This is a genomic window from Rufibacter glacialis (genome assembly GCF_008271745.1).
GTDB lineage: Bacteria > Bacteroidota > Bacteroidia > Cytophagales > Hymenobacteraceae > Nibribacter > Nibribacter glacialis.
On the sequence record NZ_VKKZ01000021.1, the window covers coordinates 533,724 to 559,353 of the forward strand.

20 protein-coding genes are annotated in these 25,630 nt (G+C 50.1%); 5 read left to right on the forward strand and 15 right to left on the reverse strand.

What is annotated here, in order from left to right:
* Positions 1–25 precede the first annotated feature (25 nt).
* Together FOE74_RS13940 and FOE74_RS13945 are read left to right on the forward strand one after the other, a co-directional pair.
* Entirely contained in the window at positions 26–1,432 is a 1,407-nt protein-coding gene (locus tag FOE74_RS13940) for an inorganic phosphate transporter (protein WP_149099215.1), read from the forward strand.
* Between the two features lie 263 nt (positions 1,433–1,695).
* Complete coding sequence (locus FOE74_RS13945) at positions 1,696–2,832, forward strand: hypothetical protein (protein ID WP_149099216.1); 1,137 nt, start codon at positions 1,696–1,698, stop codon at positions 2,830–2,832.
* Between the two features lie 603 nt (positions 2,833–3,435).
* Here FOE74_RS13945 and FOE74_RS13950 read toward each other — a convergent pair.
* The 10 genes from FOE74_RS13950 to FOE74_RS13995 form a co-directional block, all read right to left on the reverse strand.
* Entirely contained in the window at positions 3,436–3,918 is a 483-nt protein-coding gene (locus FOE74_RS13950; protein ID WP_149099217.1) for a hypothetical protein, read from the reverse strand.
* Positions 3,919–4,488: 570 nt separating this feature from the next.
* Positions 4,489–6,078: an Ig-like domain-containing protein gene (locus FOE74_RS13955; RefSeq protein ID WP_149099218.1), complete on the reverse strand. Its 1,590-nt coding sequence runs from the start codon at positions 6,076–6,078 to the stop codon at positions 4,489–4,491.
* 67 nt (positions 6,079–6,145) lie between these two features.
* On the reverse strand, positions 6,146–7,033 hold the full coding sequence (locus tag FOE74_RS13960) for a class I SAM-dependent methyltransferase (protein WP_149099219.1): 888 nt from the start codon (positions 7,031–7,033) through the stop codon (positions 6,146–6,148).
* Position 7,034: 1 nt separating this feature from the next.
* A complete protein-coding gene (gene mnmG, locus FOE74_RS13965) occupies positions 7,035–8,897 on the reverse strand; it encodes a tRNA uridine-5-carboxymethylaminomethyl(34) synthesis enzyme MnmG (protein ID WP_149099220.1) in 1,863 nt (620 codons plus the stop codon).
* Positions 8,898–8,972: 75 nt separating this feature from the next.
* Positions 8,973–9,398: an rRNA maturation RNase YbeY gene (gene ybeY, locus FOE74_RS13970; protein WP_149099221.1), complete on the reverse strand. Its 426-nt coding sequence runs from the start codon at positions 9,396–9,398 to the stop codon at positions 8,973–8,975.
* Positions 9,379–9,798, reverse strand: a complete 420-nt coding sequence (locus FOE74_RS13975; protein ID WP_123127003.1) for an ATP-binding protein — start codon at positions 9,796–9,798, stop codon at positions 9,379–9,381. The genes ybeY and FOE74_RS13975 overlap by 20 nt, the downstream gene beginning before the upstream one ends.
* Positions 9,799–9,831: 33 nt before the next feature.
* Positions 9,832–13,152: a coiled-coil domain-containing protein gene (locus FOE74_RS13980; RefSeq protein WP_149099222.1), complete on the reverse strand. Its 3,321-nt coding sequence runs from the start codon at positions 13,150–13,152 to the stop codon at positions 9,832–9,834.
* A gap of 590 nt (positions 13,153–13,742) precedes the next feature.
* Positions 13,743–14,516 carry an exodeoxyribonuclease III gene (locus tag FOE74_RS13985; protein WP_149099223.1) on the reverse strand — a complete coding sequence of 258 codons (774 nt, stop codon included), beginning with the start codon at positions 14,514–14,516 and terminating at the stop codon, positions 13,743–13,745.
* Positions 14,517–14,858 carry a hypothetical protein gene (locus tag FOE74_RS13990; RefSeq protein ID WP_149099224.1) on the reverse strand — a complete coding sequence of 114 codons (342 nt, stop codon included), beginning with the start codon at positions 14,856–14,858 and terminating at the stop codon, positions 14,517–14,519.
* Between the two features lie 264 nt (positions 14,859–15,122).
* Positions 15,123–15,476, reverse strand: a complete 354-nt coding sequence (locus FOE74_RS13995; RefSeq protein ID WP_149099225.1) for a carboxymuconolactone decarboxylase family protein — start codon at positions 15,474–15,476, stop codon at positions 15,123–15,125.
* A 71-nt stretch (positions 15,477–15,547) separates the two neighbouring features.
* On the opposite strand from FOE74_RS13995, the gene FOE74_RS14000 reads away from it, so the two are divergent.
* Positions 15,548–16,261 (forward strand): ComF family protein, encoded by a 714-nt coding sequence (locus FOE74_RS14000; RefSeq protein WP_149099226.1) that lies wholly within the window; start codon positions 15,548–15,550, stop codon positions 16,259–16,261.
* A gap of 75 nt (positions 16,262–16,336) precedes the next feature.
* Here FOE74_RS14000 and gldJ read toward each other — a convergent pair whose 3' ends face one another.
* Both gldJ and FOE74_RS14010 read right to left on the reverse strand, forming a co-directional pair.
* Positions 16,337–17,524, reverse strand: coding sequence for a gliding motility lipoprotein GldJ (gldJ, locus tag FOE74_RS14005; protein ID WP_149099227.1), 1,188 nt, complete (start codon positions 17,522–17,524; stop codon positions 16,337–16,339).
* A 74-nt stretch (positions 17,525–17,598) separates the two neighbouring features.
* On the reverse strand, positions 17,599–18,603 hold the full coding sequence (locus FOE74_RS14010) for a PorP/SprF family type IX secretion system membrane protein (RefSeq protein WP_188686667.1): 1,005 nt from the start codon (positions 18,601–18,603) through the stop codon (positions 17,599–17,601).
* Positions 18,604–18,720: 117 nt separating this feature from the next.
* On the opposite strand from FOE74_RS14010, the gene FOE74_RS14015 reads away from it, so the two are divergent.
* Together FOE74_RS14015 and FOE74_RS14020 are read left to right on the forward strand one after the other, a co-directional pair.
* Positions 18,721–21,741 carry an AsmA family protein gene (locus FOE74_RS14015; protein ID WP_149099229.1) on the forward strand — a complete coding sequence of 1,007 codons (3,021 nt, stop codon included), beginning with the start codon at positions 18,721–18,723 and terminating at the stop codon, positions 21,739–21,741.
* A 173-nt stretch (positions 21,742–21,914) separates the two neighbouring features.
* The gene (locus tag FOE74_RS14020; protein WP_225840817.1) at positions 21,915–22,706 is read left to right on the forward strand and encodes a DUF4382 domain-containing protein; all 792 of its coding nucleotides are present in this window, start codon (positions 21,915–21,917) and stop codon (positions 22,704–22,706) included.
* Positions 22,707–22,820: 114 nt separating this feature from the next.
* On the opposite strand, the gene FOE74_RS14025 is transcribed toward FOE74_RS14020, so the two are convergent.
* The 3 genes from FOE74_RS14025 to FOE74_RS14035 all read right to left on the reverse strand — a co-directional run bounded on the left by FOE74_RS14025 (position 22,821) and on the right by FOE74_RS14035 (position 25,119).
* Positions 22,821–23,306 (reverse strand): DinB family protein, encoded by a 486-nt coding sequence (locus FOE74_RS14025; protein ID WP_149099230.1) that lies wholly within the window; start codon positions 23,304–23,306, stop codon positions 22,821–22,823.
* 85 nt (positions 23,307–23,391) lie between these two features.
* On the reverse strand, positions 23,392–23,784 hold the full coding sequence (locus FOE74_RS14030; protein WP_149099231.1) for a diacylglycerol kinase family protein: 393 nt from the start codon (positions 23,782–23,784) through the stop codon (positions 23,392–23,394).
* A gap of 162 nt (positions 23,785–23,946) precedes the next feature.
* A complete protein-coding gene (locus tag FOE74_RS14035; RefSeq protein WP_225840818.1) occupies positions 23,947–25,119 on the reverse strand; it encodes an acyltransferase family protein in 1,173 nt (390 codons plus the stop codon).
* Positions 25,120–25,630: the final 511 nt, after the last annotated feature.

Below are 25,630 nucleotides of genomic sequence, written 5' to 3' on the forward strand. Positions count from 1 at the left end.
ACCCTTTTCTCACCACAATTACATTATGTTCGGATTAGAAACAGATCTACTGATCTTGCTGGTAATTTGCTTACTGGCCGCGTGTGCTTTTGAGTTTGTGAACGGATTCCATGACACGGCCAATGCCGTGGCCACCGTTATCTACACCAACACCCTTCGCCCATGGGCGGCCGTGGTGTGGTCTGGTTTCTGGAACTTTATTGGGGTATTTGCCGGCGGTATTGGCGTGGCCATGGGTATTGTGTACCTCTTACCCATTGAAACGCTCATTGACCAGGATGTCTGGCACGGCATTGCCATGATTGCCGCCTTGTTGATCAGCGCCATTGTTTGGAACGTAGGTACCTGGTATTATGGCCTTCCTTCTTCCAGCTCGCACACCCTTATCGGTTCCATTTTAGGCTTGGGTATTGCCTATTCCCTCTTGCCTTCTACCACTGAGGCTTCCTTCGCCTGGTCTGAGGCAACCAAGACGGGGATGTCCCTGTTGGTTTCCCCCATCCTGGGCTTCACCCTGACTGTTTTCCTGATGTTTCTCTTGAAAAGGTTCGTAAAGAACAAGACCATCTTCAAAGAGCCCCACAAAAGAAAGGCCCCTCCCCTCTGGATCCGGATTATCCTGATCATCACCTGTACGTTGGTGTCTTTCTTCCACGGTTCTAATGACGGCCAGAAAGGTGTGGGCTTGGTGATGCTGATCTTGATTGCCATTGTTCCTTCTTACTATGCCCTTGATATTGACAAAGACCCAGCCGGGTTAAGAAACTCCATTACCCAGGTAGAGCAGGTGCTGGCCAAGGTAGACCCAACCGTTCTTTCTGCCTCAGACGCCAATGAACTGACTAAGCTGAATGCGGAGGTACTGGAGATGCGGAATGTATTTTCTTCCAACCCAGACATGACCAGCCTTCCTGAAGACACCCGTTTCCTGTTGCGCCGCGACATTCTGCTCATTACCAAAGGCACCGATAAATTAATGGACAGCCAGGACATCACCATGAGCCAGCGTGACCGTGACGATTTGAAGGCAGGCGTGACTGGCATGCGTTCTTACACGGATTACGCTCCTGACTGGGTAATCATGATGATCGCGCTTTCTTTGGGAATTGGTACCATGATTGGCTGGAAACGCATTGTGAAGACCATTGGCGAAAAAATTGGGAAAGAGCACTTGACTTACGCGCAAGGAGCCTCTGCTGAGTTCATGGCTGCCAGTGTGATCGGTTTCTCTACGTTTGTCTTCAAATTACCCGTAAGTACCACCCACATTCTTTCTTCTGGTATTGCCGGTAGTATGGTGGCCAACCGCGGTATCAAAAACCTGAATGCCGGTACCATCAGGAACATTGCCCTGGCTTGGGTACTTACTTTGCCGGTATCCATGTTCCTGTCTGGCTCCTTGTTCCTGCTTTTCCGTTGGATGCTCAACTAATAGCCGCTATTGATAGATAGAAAGAGCCGCTTCAGAAATGAGGCGGCTCTTTTGCTTTATAGGCTTATAAAGGAAAATGCGTCGGTGGAAGTCACTTGGTACTTCTACAGGTACTCCACCTTCCAATAAATCTCTAGCTGCTTACCTACTTTTTCCTACTCTAGAGGTACTTGCCCGTATGTAGCTACCATTAGTGCTATTGGAGGGAAGGCATTAGTGTATGCCTGGTACCTTTGAGCTACGTTTTACTAAAACAATGTTGAATGGCTAAAAGAACAAAGGGTAAAGGGTCAATAGTACCCGCCCAGCCTTACAAGTTCAGAAGAAGAATTGGTGTACTGGACATTATCCTTCGGAAGGAAAAAAACTTCCTTTATTTCATAGCCTTCTCCCTTATTCTTTGTGGTGTGGTGTATCCGTACGCCTCTATTGCCATGTGGGTGGGTTTCGCTTTTGCTGGCTATTCGGCCATTGCGAATGACAGTATCCAAACCATTGGTACCTTCATTGTCTCTAATGAAAACAAGAAGTGGTACTGGCAATGGCTCTTCATGGGCGGTATTTTCCTGGCTACCGTGTGGTACAGTTGGTACATGTTCAACGGAGATGTCACCTACCAGCGGTTAGCTTCCAAGGGATTCAAAGACACCCCAGAAAACTTTGTATTCTTACAGTTGGCGGCCCCGGTTATTCTGCTGCTGTTAACGCGCTTCCGTATCCCGGTTTCTACCACGTTCATGCTCTTAAGCGTGTTCACCATTGACTCTGGTGCCATTTTTAGCATGGTGAACAAAAGCCTGATGGGCTATGTAGCAGCCTTTGTAGTAGCATTGCTGATTTACCTGCTGCTGTCTGGGGTCATCAAGCGTTTTATAAAGGGCGAGGCGCACGGAGCCTGGATTTGGGCGCAATGGATCATTAGTGGTTTCTTGTGGCATACCTGGTTGGCCCAGGATTTGGCAAATATTGCCGTTTACCTGCCCCGGCAGCTAAATGTAGTTGAGTTCTCCGTCTTTGCTGCCTTCATTTTCTTTGGACTGGCCTACATCTTCTACATGCGGGGTGAGAAGATCCAGGGCATCATCAATGAGAAATCTGAGGTGAGAGACGTGCGCAGTGCTACCATCATTGATCTGGTGTACTCTATCATCCTGTACTACTTCAAAGAGGTCAACAATATTCCAATGAGTACCACTTGGGTGTTCGTAGGACTCTTGGCAGGCCGTGAGCTGGGAATGCGCATCAGGGCCAAAGATCCAGGCACCAAATTCTCCAAGACCTTTGTCTTAATAGGCAGAGACATCTTTTCAGTCACCCTGGGCCTGGTTATCTCAATTATTCTGGCCATTGCTATCAATCCAGTTATCCAGCAAGAGATTAAAGCCTTTTTTACTAAATAGAATAAACCACTTCTTAAAACCCTATAAAGCAAAAGAGCCGTCCTGTCGTGGGGCGGCTCTTTTGCTTTATAGGCCTGGGGTTCTATCTGGCAGATTGTGTTGATCTCTATCCTAAGCTGTTTTCAGGTTGTTTTTAGGGAACAATGGCAAAAACACCTAGCATTCTTCCAATGGTTCAGTTCGGACAGTTTCTCTGACAAGCCTTAGAACTTCTCATTTGCTCTCTTCTTAGAACAAGTTCAAGTGTAGAAATGGCCTTTGTCTTTACAGACGCTTTAGGAGACTCTGGCAAGCGTAGGCTCTCAGAGTCCGTTATTTGTTGCCCATACTCCTGAAGGTCTTAAAAACCGCCTTTCTCAGGCCCTTTTGAATAGCTGTTCCACGGTAAAATGCGTGGAACCTCTAAAACGAGGGCCAGGAGAATTCCAAATTCGGCACAGACCACGGCCTTTCCTGGGAATTCAGCCGCAGTTTAGGCTTGTTTTTGGGAATCACGCCATAAACTAGATGCACCCAGAAGGACTATAAACAGAAAGAACCGCTTGAGGCGGTTCTTTCTGTTTATTGGGCGTTTTCTTTCCTGTGAGAAAAGATGCTGTTTTCTTATTTGCCCTCTTCAGGCCAAAGTACCTCCAGGTTATCATCCATGTGTACCCCGAAGTTGACGGCTAAAAGTTTGCCCTCTTCAAAGTAAAGGTCAATCATCTCTTGCTCAAAAGAGAGACAGGTCACATTGTTCTCAATCTTCTCTTTCTCTACGTTCTGCACGCCCTGTTCCTTGAACAACTGCTCCACTTCCTGCTGGCTCATCTCAAAGATCTTCTTCCCGAACAGCGTTACGTTAGGGTTGGCGGTCTCTATGCAGCTCAGTCGATAATCGTCTTCTTTGTCAAAATAGAACGAGAAACCGCTGTCCCAGTAATTCCAGGCCTTGTGCTCAAACTCGTCTTCCTCGTCAGACTCCTCTACCTCTTCCGGCTCGCCCATGATCTCCTCCACGTCGTCCATGCTCAGCCCGAAGCGTAAATCGCCTATCCCGTATCCTAACTTTATCTCGTTGTCGAATTGTTCTCTGTCCTGTTCCATAGTTTCTATTGGTTATATGGTACCGTTTCCGGCTTGATTTTCATAAAACTACTCAAAAATCGCGGTTCTTCCACATTCTGCGGTCCCAGGAACGCCTTCCGGATCAAATCGGGCCGCGCCCCAGCTCCCCTTTCTCCTTCCCGATCTGCGCACTTCTCCCACTTTTCCACGAAGTCAACCGGATATCTATTATAAAACTCTTTTTTTTAAAAAAACTTCTCTTTCATCGTTAGGGCTGTGCAGAAGTGGATAAGATTTCTTGTCCCCACGTTTTCCCCGCGCTTTTAGAATATCCTCTTAGTAGTCCCACTTATTCAGTTTCTTCTGTGGATTCTTCTGCGGTAAGAATCAAGCACTTAAAGAGGATTTCCACTTCTGCACATAAAAACGGGTCAAAGTCCGGCAACGTTTATACTCAGGTGCATAACTTCCGGGAATTTCTGTTTTTATGCACCGCTACGCACACTTGCCCTGTTGAACGCAGATTTCAGGGGTTCGGGTTTCTGGATTTTCAGACTTGGCCTTACTTTATCCATAATCTTGTCCACAATTATCCACTCTGTATCCACCTTAGAATTGGATCACCTGAGACTCTATCTCCCAGTTGGCTCTGATCTCCCAAATATCTTTGGGGAACACCACGGGTTCAGGCAACCGACGCTCTTTCAAGAGGCCGTTGTCCCATTTGCCGTTGCCGTTTTCATCTACCAGGATCCGGATCTGGTAAGAACCGGGTTCCAGATTGTTCCAAAGAATGGTCTTCAGGTTTTTAGCTTCCTTCACCACGGCATTCTGGCGCAGGAGCTGTACCAAGAAGCTTTTCTGCGTGGTGGCCAACTGAATCTTGAGGCTACCAGTGGTAGGCTTGTCACTTACCTGAATGGTGCGCGAGGTTTTAGCAAAGGGCTCCCCTATGAAGGGAAGTACTTTGGTGGAATCCATGGCGATGATGATTTCCCGTTTGGCGGGCAGAGGAAGTTTCACCGCTATCTGCGTGCCGTCTGGGGACAGCAGCAGGTCTTTGGCTTCTTTGGTTGTCACGGTGGTGGTAGAATCTAAGGTAAAGGTGAAGGCTCCGGCGGGCGAAACAATTTTGAGGGGCACCTCAAATTGAAGCGTTAATTCATCGCCGGGCTGTACGGTGGCGCCATTTCGAACGGCGAAGCCGTTGTTTTTTCGGGGAGCGGCCTTGCCGCTGAGGCGTACGGCTATGGTGTCTACGCGGGTGTTGCTGGCACTATCCTGCACTTCCAGAAGCCAGGTTTTCTCCGCTGCGCTGCCAGGGTATAAACTCACCACTTTGCCGTTGGTAGACAGCAATGCTTTGATGTTGGTGTCTTTGTCTGAGGCAGTGACGGTAGCGGCGGTAAGCCCCTCGTTGTATTCCACCTCATACACGTTGGTGAAGCCTCTCCTGGACACCACGTTGGGCCGGGTCACATCTTGTGAGTGCAGTTTGAGTTGCAGCCCTTCTACCGCCGGCCTTACCTTGATGGGCTCTGGGTGGTAGGCGATGTACTCTTTCTCATTATCATAGCGCAGGTTGTTGTTGGTCTCTGTCAATGCATAGATAAAGTAGTCTCCTTCTTTGATGTTCCGGAAGGCAAAGTTCCCCGTGGAGTCTGCGCCCGTCACGTAGAGCGGCCTGCCCTTGGTCACCTGGGAGGTATCTGTAGTAGGGTACAGCAACACGTTCACTTCTTTGGGCGGAGTGTTGCTGAACAACTGGCTCACCGTGCCGCTCACCCGGCCAGAGTCTAACCAGGCCCCGGTACTGAAGGTAAGGACCAAATTCTTGGCGGGGTTTTTCTCCGTGATGTCTGCCAGGCTGTTCCTGAAGTTGAGGCTGTAGGTGGTGTTTTCTTCCCAAGGCTTGGAGAAGGTCAGTTCCACGGTTCTGTCCTTTACCCGGCTTTTGTAGTTATTGTCTGTAAAGGGCGCTATGATCAACTGGCGGGTGAGGTCTAGCGTCTGAATGGCTTCATCAAAGGTGAGCACAATGGTCTCTGGTTTCACGTTGGTCTGTCCATCTTTGGGAGTACTCATGACCAGCTTGGGTGCGGTGACGTCTCTTGCGCCCCCTTCTGGGCTACTGATGCTGGCGCATCCGCCAAGGAACAAGGCAAATCCTGATAAAGCGTTTTTAAGCAGTTTTTTCATTTTTGGCTGTAAAATGGAAATGACCTTATAGTGCGAACTATAAGGTCATTCCTCTTATGGTATCTGGTTATTTTTTCTGCGCGATGAAGATTTGGCTGGAGTAGGAATTGTCATTCTTAGCCCCGTGCAGGTTTGACCTGAACCCTGTGAAAAACGAGTCCAGCATCTTGGTTTGACCATGCTTGTACTTCTCGCTCAGGATGCTCACGTAATAGGAGTCCCACTTCATGGGTAAGACCTCTTTCAGATCTAACCGGTGTTTCTTCAACAGCCGCTGCATGCTGGGTTTATTGAAGTGGTACAGATGCCGGGGTACATCATAGGCGGCCCAATCTGCCCCGTATTTCTTGGCATCATAAGAATCTGCGTTAGGAACGGCCACCACCAGGTACCCCCCTTTCTTGGTGGCATTCACCAAGGCCTTGAGCGTTTCATTGAGCGTGTGCACGTGTTCCAGCACGTGCCACATGGTGACTACGTCAAACGTTTCGGCGCCCAAATTCTCTAAAGGGCCCTGAAACAGCGGCTTCCCAATTTTCGCTTCGGTTTGCTGGCGGGCCGCTTCATTGGGTTCTATGCCTTCTATCTGCCAGCCCTGTTTTTGACAAGCCTGTAAGAAATAGCCTACCCCACAGCCGTAGTCCAGAAGATTGCCTTTGGCACCTAACCGGTTCACCAATTCCACCTTGTTCTTGATGGCCATGGACCGTACCAACCGATAGGTTTTGTTCAACAACCCTTTGCTGGTGTCAGAATGGGAAATGTAGGCTTCAGAAGCATAGTACGGCGCTATGCTTCCTTCCTCTGGCCGGGGGTTGGTGAATTTGAGTTGGCAATGCAGGCACTGCACAATCACGAAACTCTCCTGGCTTACGCTCTTGTCTTGTACTACTAGAAAATTCTTAAACTCTGTCTTGGAACAAATGGGGCAATGGTCTAGCCGTTCGTAGCTCATTCTATTTTCCTAAATATACCATCAGGATGGAGATATCCGCAGGGGATACGCCACTGATGCGCGATGCTTGTCCTAGGGTTTCTGGCTGTACTTTCAGCAGCTTCTCCCGGGCTTCATTGGAAAGCGCGGTAATGGCTTTGTAGTCCAGCCGGTCTTTGATGCGGTAGTTCTCCAGTTCTTCCATCTTAGAGGCCATCTGGTTTTCTTTGTCAATATAGCTCGCATATTTCAAAAGAATAACCGCCTGCTCCAGGCTGTCTGGTAAATATTTGCTCAGGAACAGGTTCAGGCTCTCCGAAGATTCCAGCAAGTGCTCCAGCTCCACGTTGGGGCGCTTCAACAAATTGCCCGCTTTGGCTCTTTCGCTGATAGGTGCTGAGTCCAGGGAAAGCAGCATGGCATTTACTTCTTCCGGCTCAATTCCTTTCTGCTGCAGATACGCCAGTACTTCCTGAGTCTCCTGCTTTTTGCGGTTCACTTTCTGCAGACGTTCTTCTGAGGCAAGACCCAGCTGATAGCCTTTCTCGGTTAACCGAAGATCAGCATTGTCCTGGCGCAACAAGATGCGGTGCTCGGCGCGCGAGGTGAACATGCGGTACGGTTCGTTAGTCCCTTTATTCACCAGGTCATCGATCAAAACACCTATGTAGGCTTCTGATCTTTTCAAGATGAACGGTTCTGAGTTATGCACCTTGTTATGGGCGTTAATTCCCGCCATAAGACCTTGGCAGGCCGCTTCCTCGTATCCGGTGGTACCATTGATTTGCCCCGCGAAGTAGAGGTTTTCCACCAACTTTGTCTCCAGGGTCAGGTTCAATTGGGTAGGTGGGAAGAAGTCGTATTCAATGGCGTAACCGGGCCGGAACATCTTCGCGTTCTCAAATCCGGGAATCTCCCGGAGGGCTTTCAACTGCACATCTTCCGGCAACGAGCTGGAGAAACCATTCACGTATACTTCCACGGTGCTCCACCCTTCTGGTTCCACGAAGATCTGGTGACGGTCGCGCTCTGCGAAACGGTTGATCTTGTCTTCAATGGACGGGCAGTAGCGTGGTCCTAATCCCTGTATCCTTCCCTGGAACATGGGTGATTTCTCAAACCCGGTTTTCAGGATGTCATGAACCTTGGAATTGGTGTAGGTGATGTAGCAGCTTCTCTGTTTGGTGAGGGCAGGCGTGTCTGTGTAAGAGAACTTGGAAGGATTCTCATCTCCCTTCTGCTCTTCCATTACCTCATAGTTCAGGCTGCGGCCGTCTACGCGCGGAGGCGTTCCGGTTTTCATGCGGCCTGCCTCAAAACCCAAAGACACCAATTGCTCGGTGATGCCTTTCGCGGATTTTTCGGCGGCTCTGCCGCCGCCCAATTTTTTCTCGCCAATATGGATGATGCCGTTCAGGAAGGTACCGTTGGTTAAGACTACGGCGTTGGCTTTGATCTCAATGCCAAGGCTGGTCTTCACTCCTACTGCCCGGCCATCTTCCACCAAAATCTCAGAGACCATCTCCTGCCAAAAATCAACGTTGGGCGTTTGCTCCAGTGCTGTTCTCCATTCTTCGGCAAACCGCATTCTATCGCTTTGGGCCCGGGGGCTCCACATAGCGGGGCCTTTAGACATATTGAGCATCCTGAACTGGATCATGGTTTTATCGGTGATGATTCCGCTCATGCCACCTAGGGCGTCAACTTCTCTTACTATTTGCCCTTTGGCCACGCCGCCCATGGCTGGGTTGCAAGACATTTGGGCAATGGTGTTCATGTTCATGGTTACGAGTAGTACTTTCGATCCCATGGTGGCGGCCGCATGTGCTGCTTCGCATCCGGCATGTCCCGCCCCAACTACTATTACATCATAACTTGTGAACATAGTGTGGATTAGTGTGATGTTTCACGTGAAACATTGTTGATAAGTGAGGAAAACTAAGGGAAGAGGTGTTTAAAACTAAAAGCTATCTAAACACTCATTTTCTTTGGAACGCATTAACGCCTTCTTTTCAGGCGTTTTATCATCAAAACCTAGTAGGTGGAGCAACCCATGGGCCATGACCCGATGAAGCTCTTCTTCCTGTGAAATGTTGAAAGTGGCGGCATTGTCCACAATGCGGTCAATACTAATGAAAACATCACCTTCAATAACTCCCTCTACATCGGAATTATCAAAGGTGATGACATCAGTGAGCGTATCGTGCTCCAAGTATTCTACATTCATTTGATGAAGATATTCATCTGAACAAAAAATGTAGTTCAATGATTCTAGTTCGAAAGAATATTTCGAAATAATTTCAGAAAGCCACGTTTTGACCTTCTCTTCGTTCTTTACCTCAAATTCTACCTCCTCGGTAAAGAACTCAATGGGTAGTTCCTGCATTCTCTATATTAAAGGTTAAGGAAACCGTGCGGCCGTCATTGCTGAAAGAGACGTCGTCGCAGAGGTTGCGCATTAAAAAGATACCTCTTCCGCCGGGGTTCTCCAGGTTCTCTGGGGCTGTGGGATCAGATAGGGTTTCTGGGTCAAACCCGTTGCCTTCGTCCTGTACCTCAAACCGCAGTTGATTGGGCTCTACAAAAAGAGAAAGATAAACGTTTTTATCTTTATCAAACTTGTTTCCGTGTCTGATGGCGTTGTTCACAGATTCTGTCACGGCAACCATGATATTACCATAGATGTCATCTTCAATCTGAAATTTCTCCCGTGAGTTGTCAATAAAGCTCTCCACGATGCGGATATTCTCAATGATAGAAGGAATCTGAATTTTTACTTGATTCATAATATGTTTACTATATCTGAAATGTCTGCAAATCTAATAACCTAATCGCTTAAAATAAGCATCTACTTGCTTTTTATAATAAGGTGTCAAAGCAGGTAGGTTCTGACGGAGCGATTCTGTCTGCTGTTTCTGCCGTTCCTGGTATTTCTGCAGCGATGGCGGGATACGGGCAGGCAATTCCTTGGCGGTATTGGCCTCCCGTTTCTCGTCCAGGTCGCGCTCATTGGCGGCCTTCTCAGCTTGCAGCAAACGAGTCAGGATCTCCTTCTGCCGCATCATGGTCTGCTCTGTAAGACGTTTATTAACGAGATCAGTTTCGGTTTGTTCCATGAGCTTGCTCAAATTGCTGAGTTTCTCCCCGCCTTCCTTGCCCCCTGGGGCGGTGGGCGAAGGTGCCAGCTCTTTCATGGCGTTGCGCAGCATTTCCTGCTGGGCCGCCAAGCGGGCTAACTGCTCAGACAGTTCTTTGCCGCTCTGCCCGCTTTTCTGAAGCTGCTGGATCTGCTCATTCAACTGCTGCTGCATCTGGCCCAGCGCCCCCGGTTGGTTTTTGCCGTTCTTGCCTTTGCCTTTCTTCTTGCCCGGGCCGCTCTGCTGCATGGCCATCATGGCCTGCTGCATCTGCTGCTGCACATCACTCAGCATCAACGCCAGGTTGTTCATAGAGGTCATGGCCAGTTGCTGGTGGTTGCCTGTTTTAGACAGGTTACGGTCTTTGATTGCCTCAGAGCTGTTCTGCATCTCCCCTTCCATGGCGCCTACCTCACGGGTTACGAAGGACTGGATCTGCGGCACGCGCTTGGCCAGGGAGAGCAAAGAGTCTTCAATGATCTTGGCGTCATCTGAGAGCTTGATCTGCTGTTGGGCCAGTCCGATGAAGCGTGGGTCGCTCTGCTGCACGTTCCGGAAGTCTTTCATGAGCTTCTCCTGGTCAAAGGAGAGCGTCACCAGGTTCTCCAGGATGTCGCGGAGGTGGTCCAGGTTCTGCTGCGCTTGCTGCATGTCGCCTTCCATCTCCTGGCTTTGCATCTGCTGCGACATCTGCTTCATCTTCTGGGCCGCTGATTTCTGCTGCTGGCTCGCTTTCTTGTTCTGGCCTTTCTCCATAGACTCCTGGGCGTTCTCCTGCTCCTGCTCTATCTGCTCCTCCATTTTCTCAGTGTCTGGAATGTCCTCAGGGTTCTCCAGCTGCTCGTTCATCTTCTCAGCCTCCTTGAGTTCTTCCTGCATCTGCTTGAATTCCTCTTGAAGCTGCTTTTGTTCCTGCTGCAGTTCTTGGTTGGCTTTGTCTTTTTGCTCACCCGTCTTATTAGCCAGATCTTCCTGTTTCTTGGCTAGGTCATCCAGCTTCTGTTGGGCGTTGTCCAGCTTCTGCTCTACCTGCAGCTGCTTGAACATTTCCAGCAGGCGGTCCAGCTCTTTCTGCAGGTTCTCTTCTTTGTTGTTGAGTTTGTCTAGCAGCGGCTGAATCTGCGCGGGATTGGGTTGTTTCTGCTGCAGGAGCTTCTCCAGTTCCTCGTAGAGTTTTTTGGTCTCGTCATCCAGCAGCTGGTCCATCATCTTCTTGAGCTGGTCGCGTTTTTCGGCTAGTTTCTCATTTTGGGGCGAGAACCGCTCCTGCTGCTGGTTCAGCTGGTCGTTCATCTTCTGCAGCTCGGCTAGTTCTTCCTGCAGGGCTTTCTTCTTCTCAGCGAGTTCCTGCAGGGCTTTCTTGTCCTGGAAAGACAGTTCTTTCTTCAGCTTGGTCTTCTCCTCGTTCTGCTCCAGTGATTTCTTCAGTTCCTCGGCTTTGGTGAGCGAAGACTTCATCTGGGACTGTACCTGCTGCGAGGACTCTTCAATGGATTTCTGCACCTCAGACGGGTCTGGGTACTTGAAGATGAAGGTAGACGTACGGGCACTCTTCGGCTGGGGTACCTGGTCGTTGTCGGTTACCTGCACATAGTATTCCAGGCGGTCACCGGGCTGGAGGTTGAGCGGTTTCAGGTCCATTTGCCGGAAATAGCTTTGCGTAGCCAGGGAGCCGCTGAAAGGAATGGCCACTGCCCGGTAGCCGGTAGCGGCTTTGTTGCCCCGCAGCACCCGGTAATGCAGCGCCAAACGGCTGAAACCGTAATCATCTGAGATAGTCCCGCCTACTACTAAATAAGAGTACAGCACCGAATCACGGAACTGTTCCAGGGTAATCTCAGGGGCACGGTCTGCGATCACGGTGATTTGGTGCGAGATCTGTTCTTTGTTCTCAGAATACTGGTTCTTGAGGTGCATGCTGTAGCCCTGGCTCTGCAAGAACGTCTTGCTCACTACGTATTCATCGGCGCGTTGCTGCGCCTTCACGGTTTGGGCCGGCGACGTAAACCGGAGCCAGAGCGAATCGGCATTGTCTGCGGCTAACCGCCAGGTCACCTGGGTGCCTTCGGGAATGGTGAGGTCACCTGTGTTGTCAAGGGTTTCAGCGGCCTTTTTGGTATAAGCCGGGTATTTCAGGTCGGCCTTCAGTTGCCGAAGCATGGGCCGGGCCACTACTTTCAAGGTGTTGGGGTCTGAGTAGAAGCCCGCGCCGGTCAGCTGGAAATCAACAGACTCCTGCACTTGCTGAAATTCATAGACAAAGGTGTTTCCGGGGCCTTTTTTGAGTTTCAAGGGTCTCCCGTCCACCACCAGGGCTACCTCTTCTGGGATGGAGTTTCCTTCAATAGCTACGGTCAGCGCAAAATCCTCTCCTTTGAACGCCTGCAGCGAAGGGTTCTTGATCACGAATTGAAAGGGAGCCTTGGGTGCGTAATGCCTCTTGAAATGGATAATGCGCTCGGTGCCCTGCACAAACAAGGCCGGGTACACAAAGGCTAGAATGATCACCAGCGAAAGCGGCAGGAGCAGGTATTTAAAGTAAGACCGGTTCTGGGTGAGTTTAATGCGCTCCGGGAAGTGGTAACCGGCCAGTTCCTCAGACCGCTGTTCCACACTGGCGGCCACCAGGTCATTGTTCAGGGCCACGTTCTTTAACTGCAGCAAATTGAGAAGCCGGTCCTGGATCTCAGGGAAATAATGCGATACCTGCACCGCCGCCTGTTCATCTGAAAGGAGTTTCTTCAGATTAGCCAAGCCCATAATTGGTGCCCAAAGCCACCTGATGACGGCGAAGGCACTGATGGCCAGAAAAGAGAACAGAAGAAAGGCCCGCACCTCCGGCTGAAAATAGAAGAAGTATTCCAGAAGGGTGATGAGCAGATAAGAGGAAAGCACCAACCCAAAGGTGAGTAAGGAGCCTTTAAAGAGCAGGTTCAGGTAGAATTTGCGCTTAAACGCCTGAAGCTGCTGTAATACTGTGTCTAAAGAACCGGCAGCCCGCATAAGTAAAGGAAGATTAGAGGAACCCAGGAACGGTAGTAACAGGAGAAAGCGTACCAGCCGATTCCATTTTTATCATACGTGTTTCATCAATAGAGTTTTAACTCTTCTGCTTACTAATTTATTGTTAATTCTTTGATTTGGCAGCAAGTTGCCCTGTTTTTAACCCGTTTTACAGAAATAGGACTTAAAATCAGGTGCGCGGGAAAAAGAAGCGCTAATGAATACCTAATTGCTCCTGAAGATAGCCACTCGGATAGTTGGCAGCAGACTAAAAATGAAAATGCGTTTATGGACTGTTTCCGGAGAAACAGACTATAAACGCATTCTTGAAAGGTATCCACTGAGGTTACGCAATCCTGTTGGTGGTTCCCGGCGAGTCTGGAGACTCGGTTCATCCTAAGTCACGAGACTATAGTCTCACGCCAGTTGACTCTAAACCTGTGAGGTCTTCAAGACCTCACAGGTTTTTTCGTTTTCCGCAAGGTCGCCTGCTCCATAGACCTCGTAGTGCGCGCAGCTCCTACGAGTGTCTCCACCAAGACCGTTTACAGCCTGTTTTCTCAAAACAGGTCTTAAACGTCTCTACATATCTATGCCTCCACCGGGTGCATCTCCAGCAAAATGGGGCAATGGTCAGAGTGCTTGGCTTCCGGTAGAATGGCGGCTCGTTTCATCAAGGGTTTTAGGTGCTCAGAAACCAGCAGGTAATCAATACGCCAGCCCAGGTTCTTCGCCCTGACGTTGGCGCGGTAGCTCCACCACGTGTACTGGTGCGGCTCGGTGTTGAAGTGCCGGAAGGAATCTATGTACCCATCCTGTAGGAAACTGGAGAACCAGTTGCGTTCCTCAGGCAGGAAACCGGAGCTTTTGGCGTTTGATTTAGGGTTGTGGATATCAATGGCCTGGTGGCAGATGTTGTAGTCGCCGCAAATGACCAAACCGGGCACAGTGGCTGTTAAACCCTGAATGTACTGTTGAAAATCGCGGAGCCATTCCATCTTGAACCCCTGTCTATGCTCCCCGCTGGAGCCTGATGGCATGTAGACATTCAACACAGAATACCCGTTATAATCAGCCCGGATCACTCGTCCTTCCTGATCATATTGGTCTATGCCACAGCCAATGCAAACGTCCTTAGGGGCAACCTTGGATAAGATGGCCACTCCGCTGTAGCCTTTCTTTACCGCGGGATGGATGTATACATGATACCCTATCTCTTCAAAGCACGCTTTGTCAAATTTGGTCTCGTCTGCCTTGATCTCCTGAAGGCAGAGCACATCTGGGTTAGCAGCTTTCACCCAATCTAGAAAACCTTTGGATATGGCAGACCTAATGCCATTCACATTGTAACTGATAATCTTCATTTACCTCAATTCATCAAAATACTCCAGCGCGTGCCACTTCAGCATGCGCTCCTGTTCTTTCAGGTTGCAGGCGGGCAGCGGCTTCACTGATTTCCAGTGGGGCCATCCTTCCTGGTCGGTGCCTTGCAGTTCATAGTAACCAGACAAGCTCAGGAGTTTGCAGGTGGCAATGTGCATCAGGTCCTGCTTTTCCTCTTTGGTAAACTCCCGAATACCCTGTCCTAGTTCCTGCACACCAATCAAAAAGAGGATGGCATTCAGATCAGGCTTTTTGCCAAATGTACTTTTGATCTCCTGGCGCAAGGCAGCCCACCTTACATCAAAATCTTCTTCGTGGTCCATTCTATACGATGTGAATAAGTAGGGGCGGAAAGGGATTCTCTCTATGTTGATAGCTACTCTTTCTCCACCCATCCTGCAGAAGCATTTTATACCTGTTTCTGCGAAAACAGCCTGCAAACAGCGAAATGACATTGGTTTACTTGATGTAGTAAACCACGCCGGAGCAGTAGTTACATAGAGTAATCCACAGCTGAATTACCTTTGCTTTTGCGGGTAGTTTTAGGAAAACAGCCCTAAAACGCATTCGCGGGGAACCCCTGTTTTCTACGAACCCTGTTGCTCAGTCTTTAGTTCTTCCCAGTATTCCACGGCTCTTCTAAAGTGCGGAATCACGATGGAACCACCAATCAGGTTGGCAATGGCGAAGACTTCGTATACTTCCTCGTCAGAGAGGCCGCACTCAAAGCATTTGCCCAGGTGGTACTTGATACAGTCATCGCAGCGCAGCACCATGGAGCAGGCCAGGCCCAGCATCTCCTTGGTCTTTACATCTACGGCACCCTCTGCGTAAGCATTGGTATCCAGGTTGAAAAAGCGCTTGATTACTTTATTGTCCGCCTCCATGATCTTCTCGTTCATGCGGGTGCGGTAGTCGTTGAATTCTTTTACTTGGCTCATTGTTGTGCGTCATTAAGGCGGCATCTGCGCCGCTGTCGTAAAGTTACATCAAAATCAGGAAGTAGTAGTCTATGTCACAGCTGCAGATGGGGTTCCGTACGCTATACCATGATTTCCTGGCCTTGCTGTTCCCCGAGGACTGCCGCGCCTGCGGTGGGGAACTGGCCCTGGGCGAGGAAGTCATCTGCAGCCATTGCCGCATCAAGCTCCCCTACACCCACTTCCACCTCTCCCCTACCCACAACGCACTGCATGAAGTTTTCTGGGGCCGGGTTCCTCTTCAGTTAGCCGTGGCTTACCTCAAATTTCAGGAGAAAGGCCGGGTACAGCGGCTGTTGCACCAGTTGAAATACCGGGGGCAGGAAGAGGTGGGTGAATTGCTGGGCAGGTGGTTTGGGGCGCAGCTCAAAGAACAGCCGGAATTCCATTCGATTGATGTGGTGGTGCCGGTACCGTTGCATAAAAGCAAGCTTCGGCAGCGGGGCTATAACCAGGTAACGGGCTTTGCGCAGGCATTGGGGCAGCATTTGGAGGTACCCTTGGCGGCAGACGTCTTACTGAAGAACCAGGCCAGTAGTTCTCAAACCCGGAAGAACCGGCAGGCGCGCTGGGAAGCCATGCAACACTTATATGGCATCCAACAGCCTTGGGCAGTAGAAGGAAAACATGTCTTACTCGTAGACGATGTCATTACCACCGGAGCTACCATTGAGGCTTGTGCCGAGTTGCTGCTGCGGCACGGGGCACGGGCCGTGAGTGTGGCTTCCATGGCGTATACCCTGTAGTTTTTACAAACCCCTATAAAACAAGAAAGGCCGGATAGACCGGCCTTTCTTGTTTTATAGGGGTAATAAGATTTCTTATTTGTTGGAGCCTGTGTTGATCATGGCGCAACGGAAACCAATGGTAGAGGTGGCAGAATCCTGCTCCATGAAACGACGGGTTCCTGGCGACAACCAGTATGCTACGTCTTTCCAGGAACCGCCTTTGTACACGCGCACCGTGTTGGTGATCAACGACTGGAAGCCAGCCACGTCATACATAGAAGAGTCATCTTGTACCCCGTTACGGCGTACTGGGTTCAGGTCTTCCACATCCTGGAAAGAAAGCGGACGGTACACGTCTTGTACCCACTCGTTCACGTTACCCGCCATGTTGTACAGACCGAAGTCGTTGGGTGGGTAAGCGTATACGTACTCAGTGATCATGGCACCGTCGTTCAAAGAACCGGCAATACCAGCGTAGTCACCACGGCCCCGCTTGAAGTTAGCCAGGAATTGGCCTTGGCCTTTTCCGTATGGGTTACGCACCTGGTGGCCGTCCCATGGGTAGATCCGCTTATTGGTTTGGTTTTCCTCTTCGCTCAACTGGGTTCCAATCAAGGCTTGGGCTGCATATTCCCACTCAGCCTCTGTGGGGAGACGGTAGTTGGGAAGAATGGCGCCAGACTCAATGGGAGGCGTAGCACCTTCAGCCAGATCACCGTCATAGTCAGCAGCCAGGTTCTTGTTCACCATGGCCGTACGCCAGGTACAATAATCCTGCGCCTGCAACCAGCTCACGCCCACTACCGGGTAGTAGCGGAAACCTGGGTAACGCAGGTAATAGTTAACGTAAGGGTCGTTGAAAGAAAGTTCACGCTCCCAAACGGTGGTATCAGGCAGAGCCTTGGCGTAGATTTCCTCAGAAGAGTCTTTTCTGATGTAGTGCAGGTACTCTAACCAGTGAATGTTGGCTACCTCGGCCTCGTCCATGTAGAAGGAAGCCACGGTAACGGTACGCTCAATGTTGTCACGGGTCATGGCCACATCTTCCTCAGAAGAACCAAGGGTGGTTCTACCGCCTTCAATAAATACCAAACCCGGACCTTCCGGCACGTCACTGTAGTCTGCTACCGCAAAACCACCATCTTCATCATCGTAGGCAATACCAGTAGCAGTACTTTGCTTCCCGGGATCCTGGCTTGTGGGACGTTTGTTCTTGGAGCAGGAGGAGAACACGATGGCTCCTGCCGCCAGTACATACATTAAGTGCTTAGAAAGTTTCATAAAATTGGTAAGTACCAGGTAAAATTGTATTCTTTAGATCAAATGTGGCTTTTAACACGCAATAATATAGAAAATTAGAATGCTGGGCAAGCAATGCGATTGTATTTTTTGTCGGAGCCTAGCTTTTTAAAAATCTTCAAGTAATCCACTTTCTCAAATGAAAGAACAAGTTCATGGGAAGGACCCAACGCCACTGGATTTGCCGCCAGCGGATGCCGGTACCCATACCCTATTTTCAATCCTTTATGTGTAACGCCAACTATACCCTGAATAGTGCTAGCCAATGAAGTATTTTTTACACCTGGTAGCATGGTGACTCCCAGGCCAAGCGTAACCGGAGTGATGTTCGCATACAGGCTGGCATCTAAGCGGTTAAAAGAACGTTGTTGCGTATACGAAAGCGTAGGAATAAAGCTGACTTCTTCAAAATGGTTTCTGTCAAAGTAGCTTTTTACGTAAAATCTGTAACCGGTTTGTAGTTGCAAGACGGGCGCCGTGGTGCTGCCCGCCATTTCCCCTACTCTTGGGTTATTCATATGATGGCCAGAAAGACCTACCCAGAACTGGCGGGTGAAAAGGAGCAGGCCCGCGGACACAGTGGCATAAGAAGTTTTGTCCAATCCGAAGGTCTCTGCCGTAGGTTGGGTGACCGTGCCGCCCGCTGAGAGTTGATCCTCGAAAATAAGCCCGTTGGCAGAAGGCTTCTGTGACCCGTATCCTACTTGCATGCCGGCACTTAGGTCCAGTTTTTCCCGTAGTTTGGTGTGATAGGCATATAACAGGCCCGCCTGCACTTTCTGATACCCACCAGTTGGCGCCCGGTCTGCCATGAAGGTGGCCCCTACCGCATTCTTACTTGTCTTAAACCGGTATTCACCGCTGGCCCACTGGGTGCTGTAGCCGCCGTTGACCCCAGTCCATTGGGAGAGGTGCCCCGCCGTAAGGCTGTAGTCAGACAATAAACCGGTGTAGGCCGGGTTAAGGAAAAGGCGGTGGGCATACGGCAGGGTACTGGAGGTTTCCTGGGCCAGGGCCGCGCTGGACAAAAAGAACGTGAAACAACCCGTGAGAAAATACAAGACGCTTCTCTCCTTCTGCTGGGAAAACCCCCGGCACATTAATTGCAATAGCCTGCAGAAGAGTATATTCATCTGAAAATACCTAAACTTACAAGCTGAAAACACATCATTACCAACATGAGAAAAATATTTATAGGTCTGGCGGTTTTTCTAGTGGTGTTAGTGGCCGCTGCTGCGCTGGTCCCGGTCTTTTTCAAAGATAAGATCAAAGAGCGTTTAGATAAAGAAATAGCCAAGAGCATTAACGCCCAGGTTTTATACGAAACAAATAACGTAAGTCTGTCGCTTTTTAGCACATTCCCAGACCTGGGGCTGAACGTGAAGGAGTTGACCATCATCGGGAAAGACTCTTTCCAGGGAGACACGCTGGCGTACCTGCCTAATTTCAAGCTGGGCCTGGACCTCATGAGCGTGCTCACCGGCGACCAGTTAGAGGTGAACTCGGTGCAGATGGACCAGCCGCGCCTGAAACTGCTGGTGCTCAAGAGCGGGAAAGCCAACTGGGACATTTTAATCCCGGACTCTGCGGCCACCCCTGACACCCAGGATTCCACTGATTTCAAGATGGCGATTGACGAATGGAAGATCAACAATGGCCAAATTGTGTACCAAGACCTGAGCATCCCGTTTGGGGTGAACGCCTACAGCGTGCAGCACAGCGGCAGCGGCGACCTGGCCAAGGAGGTGTTTGACATGAAGACCACCACCCAGGCCGAGCGCTTCACCGTAACCTACGGGGGCGTGAATTACCTGGAGAACAAAAAACTGGACGCTGACGTGACCATGGCCATGGATTTGGCTAACTCGAAATACACCTTCAAAGACAACAACTTCCGGATCAATGATTTTGCCCTGGGCATGGCCGGTTCCATTGCCATGCCCTCTGATGACATTGCCCTAGACCTCACCTTCAAAGCCTTGGAGACCGATTTCAAGAACATCTTCTCTCTGGTGCCTGGCGTGTTCACGGACAAATTCAAAGATATCAAGACCGATGGCAAAGTCGCGTTCAACGGCTATGTGAAGGGGATCTTCAATGAGACCACCATGCCGGGCTTTGGGGTAGACCTGAAAGTGAACAACGGCACCTTCCAGTACCCGGACCTTCCGCAGGCGGCCCGTAACATCAACCTTGACCTGAGCGTGAAGAACACAGACGGCAACCTGGATCATACCGTGATTGACGTGCGCAAATTACACCTAGACCTGGGCAAGAACCCGGTAGATGGCCGCGTCTTGATAGATGGCCTGGATCCCATGAAAATTGATGGCGCCTTACAGGCGAAGCTTGACCTGGCCGAAGTCACGAAGGTATTCCCATTAGAGGGCACCACCCTGCGCGGCTTACTGGACGTGGATGCCCAAGCCAAAGGTGTGTATTTTGAAAACCACATGCCCATGGTGACCGCCAAGTTAAACCTGACCAATGGCTACGTGAAATCGGCTGAGTTTCCGGCGCCTTTGGAACAAGTAACGGTGGTCTCTACCGTAGTCAACCGCACCGGTAAAGCCGCTGACACGGATATTCAGGTGTCACGTTTCAAGATGCTGCTGGACAAAGAACCGCTGGAAGGCCGGGTGTCTATCAAGAACCTGGCCCAACCCCAGTTTGACGCCGACATCAAAGGTGTTTTGGATCTGACCAAACTCACCAAGATCATCCCCATAGAGGGCACCACGCTGAGTGGCCGCCTGAACGGGAACATCCTGGCCAAAGGAAAAATGACTGATGTGGACGCGGGCCGCTACGGAAACGTGCAGGCCAGCGGTACGGTGCAGATCTCGCAGTTGAATTACAAGAGCGTGGACTTACCCCAAGGTATGCGCATCAACTCGGCCAAGGCTACCTTCAACAATGAGCAGGTGGCCCTGCAGCAACTGAACGGGTTCCTGGGCAAGAGTGACGTGCAGATGAACGGAACTATCTCCAACTACATGGGGTACCTGTTCTCTGAAAACCAGCCCTTGCGCGGTAACTTCACCTTGGCCTCTAACAGTTTCAACGTGAACGAGTGGATGGTTGATGAGCATACCGGGCAAACGGTTCCTTCCTCTACCCAGGAAGCGCAAGGCGTTGTGCAGATACCCGCCAACTTGGACATGGTGTTGACAACCCAGGCCGGTACCGTGCTCTATGATAACCTGAAACTACAGAACCTGAAAGGGAAAGTGACGCTTAAAGACCAGATAGCCAGGCTGGAAGATGTTTCTTTCAACACGTTGGGTGGCAAGTTTTCCACTACCGGTTCCTATGATTCCAGGGACCTTATCCACCCCAAGTTCTCCTTCGGGCTGGACATTAAGAGCCTTGATTTTCAGGAAGCTTTCAATTCCTTCAACACAATCCAGAAGTTGGCTCCTATTGCCAAACTGTTGGAGGGCGAGTTCTCTACCAAGTTCAACCTTAGTGGAGAATTAGGCAGCGACATGATGCCGGTCATGAGTACGCTTACTGGTAAAGGCCTGGTAGAGGTGGTAGAAGCGGTGGTCTCCAATATGCCTACTTTGGCCAAGATCAGCCAGATCACCAACCTCAAGGAGGTGCAGAACTTCTCGTTGAAAAACCGGGGCTTTGCCGCCGAGATCATTGGCGGGAACCTGGTGGTGAAACCCTTTGATTTCGCCGTGGGCGATATCAAGATGACGGTGGGGGGCACCAACAACATCAGTGGAAAAGTAGACTACGTGGTGGCCATGGATGTGCCTTCCGGCAAGGTAGGAAATGCCCTGGCCGGTAAGATCACCAGCTTAACAGGGGTGCAAAACCTGGATGGTTTAGACCGGGTGACTTTACATTTGGGGGTGACTGGTAATTACAATGACCCCGCCGTGGCGCTGAAAGGCAGCAGCCTGAAAGCTGAAGCCTCCTCTTTAGTGAAACAGGTGGTGACCAATAAACTGGAAGGCGTCAAGGAGAAATACAACGTGAACGTGCCCACCAACAAAGACAGTATCAAAGCCGAAGTAGCCCGGCAACAGCAGGAACTGGAACTCAGGGCCCGGCAAGAACTGGAGGCGAAACGCCAGGAGGCAGAGCAGAAGCTCAGAAACGAAGCCAAGAACCGGCTGAACAAATTGCTGACGCCTAAAAAACCTGCCGCCCCTGTGCCCCCGGTAGACACCACTAAGCAGCAGTAACAGAAATATAAATAGCAGTAACAGAAACCTTTACCTGTAAGGGAGCCGTTTTTGGGGATGTTTTGATAAAACGCCCCAGAAACGGCTTCGTTTTTGTTATAAACCTTCTACCTGTTTTACGTTAAAGCAGGCGGCCACTACTGGTGGCCTGGTCTCCCCTATTTTACCTATTTATGAAAAAACGCTTAGTATTTGGAATGCTGTGGATGGCGGCCTTCGGGTTTGCCTCTTGTTCAGATGAGAAAGACATAGCTGGTTCTGCCCGCATGGAGGTTCGGTTAACGGATGCCCCCGGTGACTACGAAGAAGTAAACGTAGACATACGCGGGGTGCAGGTGCACCGCGAAACGAATGATGACGGCACCGGCTGGACTACCCTGGAGACCATCAAGCCCGGCGTCTACAACCTCCTGGATTTCGCCAACGGCCGTGATACCCTGTTGGCGACCGCCAATCTTCCCGCCGGCCGTATCTCGCAGATCAGGTTGCTACTTGGTGATAAGAACTCCCTGAAGTTGAAAGGCGAATCTACTACCCGGGCCCTTACCACCCCCAGTGGACAGACCTCTGGGTTAAAGCTCCAGCTCAACGCTGACCTTCAGGCTGATGTGACCTATGTGGTGCTCCTGGACTTTGATGCCGCCAAATCTGTCGTGCCCCGCGGCAACAGCGGCCAGTACAACTTGAAGCCCGTGATCAGAACCCTCACCCATGCGGTAGCCGGGGGCATCAGAGGTACGGTCACCCCTGCCGCTGCCAAACCCGGCATCCTGGTCATCTCCGCTGCGAATGATACCATTGGAGGTTTCGCTGATGATGCCGGCCGGTTCCTGATCAAGGGTGTTCCCGCCGGTACCTATAAAGTACAGTTCAGCACCAAAGAACCATACAAGAACAAAGAGCTGCCCAACATTGTGGTGACCAATGACAGAATCACGGAGGTACCCGCTGTATCCTTAAATTAAGGTTGATCATATCATATAAAAGAGAGGGGGAAGCTGTCATAGCTTCCCCCTCTCTTTTATATTTCCTCTGTTTTAGAGTTCCTTTTCTAAAAAAGGCTCCTAAACAAGTCTATCTTAGATTTCCAGATCCTGGCCGTACACAATGCGCACGTAGGTCACGTAGTCAGAGTTGATGGGCTCATGCCCGGCCAACCGCAACTCACGTGCTACCTGGCCCCGGTGATAAGTGGCGTGGTTGATGGCGTGGGTCAGAATATCCTGTACTTTGGTAGAATAAGCTTTGCCTTGGGTATTGGTGTACTCTATAGTGCGGTTCAACTCGGCCTCGTCAGCGTTGGCATATAGCTCTGCCAGTTTAGCGGAGGTTTGCTCATGCAGCTGGTGCAGTTCCGGTAGGGTATGCCGCTGTAGAACCGTTACCGGGCTTTTGGTACCCGTGATGCGGGCAATCCAGATGGCTTGGGCATTCAATGCGTGGCTGAACATCAGCTGGGCATAGTCAGGAAGGTCTCCCTGGATGCGGTCAAAGCTTTTGAGCACGCGCCAGTTCGCCCACACGTTATATTGGGTGAGGTTCTTCAATACGTCGTTCGTAGTCATGGGTAAGGTAAATTAAGACACCTAGAGAGGCCACTGCCTTTCAAAATTGGGCAAAAGTAGTAAACGCGGGACTGAGAAAGAATGTTTAAGTGTACTTTTCCCACAAAGCCCACAGATAAGGTAGAAATACGAAGAGCCCAGCCACCATAGCCGTCAGCGAAGCCACCAACACCGCGCCGGCCGCTATGTCTTTGGCTTTGCCCGCCAGCGGATGGTGGTTGGGTGAGACCAGGTTGACCACTACTTCCAAGGCGGTATTGAAAAGCTCTGCCATCCAGACCAGGCCAATGGCAAAGCAGATCACCACCCATTCCAGGGCTGTTAGGCTAAGGTACAGGCCGGCCGCCACCACCATGCCGGCAGAGATAACGTGCCACCGCAGGTTCACCTCAGACCGGAAAGCCGCCGAGATGCCTTTCAACGCATACCCGAAGCTATTCAGGCGACTTCTGATAAAGGGAGGGCGTCTTCTTTCCATTAGTAGGCCATACGGATTAGCCAATAGGCAGGTGCAATTTCTGCTATTCAAGAGTTCTTACCAAGCAGATGCTTTACAGACTCTAGGCCTCTCTGCCTTGTTTCTACAGAAAAGGCCACTAACTAGTGGCCTTTTCTGTTTTGGTTCTTGCGGTAGTTCCGGTCAGACCTTAATGATGATGTTCTTTTTGTACATGATCCAGAGAATGACCATCCAGAAGAAGATCCAGGTAAGGGCCCAGGCCAAGGAGGCATTGTAAGGGCTGAAGGAAGACGTGTAGAAGGTCTCATACAGGTAAGTCTTGCTGTCTACTTCTCCGGCGGGGGTGTCTACTTTGATCATGCCCATGATCCTGGGAATAAGTCCGGAGAGGAAAAACACGGTAATAGCGTTCACGCCATAAACTAAAAATGGGGTAGTGAATCTCTGGTAGCCTTTCACGTCAATGACCCAATAGCAAAGGCCCAGGCCCAGCATGGCCAACCCTGAAGTATAGAGAACATACGAACTGGTCCAGAGGCTTTTGTTGATGGGGAAATGCAGATCCCAGACCAAGCCCAGGCACGTGCAAATCACGCCCCACACCATGAGCCAGGCGATCTTGTTTCCCATATCGTCTTTCTTCTTGAGCCACTGCCCGGCCAGTACTCCTGTGAGGGCAGTAGCCACGGCGGGCAAGGTGCTCAGAATGCCTTCGGGGTCCCACACCTTCGTTGACTTCCAGAGGTGGCCCGGTAACAGGGTATTGTCCAGCCAAGCGGCCAGATTGGTGGTAGGCAATAAGTTAGAAACGCCAATGCCTGGTACCGGAACAAACATCATCACCACCCAATAGCCTATCAGCAAAAAGGCGATGATCATGATTTGGGTGCGTTTTTCGGTTTTCAGGAAGATAATGGCCGCCAAGATGAAGACCACCCCAATGCGTTGCAGCACCCCCGGTATACGCACCGTTTCGAAGTCGAATTTTGGAAACAAGGCCAAAAACATACCCAGGGCAAACAGCGTCAGGCCCCGCCTGATGATTCTGCCAATAGTTTTGGTATGGCTCTCCGGTATCTGCTTTGCCCCCGAAAAGGCATAGGCAATGGAAACACCTACTATAAAGAGGAAGAACGGGAACACCAGGTCAGTGGGGGTGCAGCCGTGCCAGGCGGCATGTCTGAGGGGCGCATAGATTTTACCCCAGCTGCCGGGGTTGTTCACCAGAATCATAGCCAGCACGGTAATGCCCCTAAAGACATCTAATGACCTGAGTCTTAGTCTAGGTGCGGCACCCGTTGCCTCTGTGGCGCTGGTGGGTAGATTGGGCTGGGGAGTAGAAGTTGTGGTCAAAGTGGTAAAGGTGGGGTGATGAGTTGTTTAGGTGAATTGGGCTGGTGGCGTTTCTACCTGGGGAGCATAAAGCGGTAAAGCATGAAAACCACAGGTTACTTACAAAAATATTCTTTGGCTGCTATTTCTTTTTGTCATCGGCTAAATGGCTCTAAAAGTTTACTTAATAATATAGTAAAATATTCCTGCATGTCATTGAATTTGAAGCATATAAATGAAGAAAATTGCCTTGTTTAAAGTTATGTTTTAGCCGATAATCGGCTAATTGGTAATTTCATAATAAGGGGGACTATATTTGTGATTAAAATTTCTTTTTAATAAAAATAGGCTATTCGGGAAGATTTAATTTTATAAAAATCATCATTATTGCTAATATTATAGCGAAATAAGCAAAAGATTAATTAGTAAGTGAATTTTTTACAAAAGTATCCAAAGAATTAACATTTGCTCTTCTTATTCAGTCCATATGTCATACTTAATACCAGCTAATACAAGATAAGCCTATGAGATA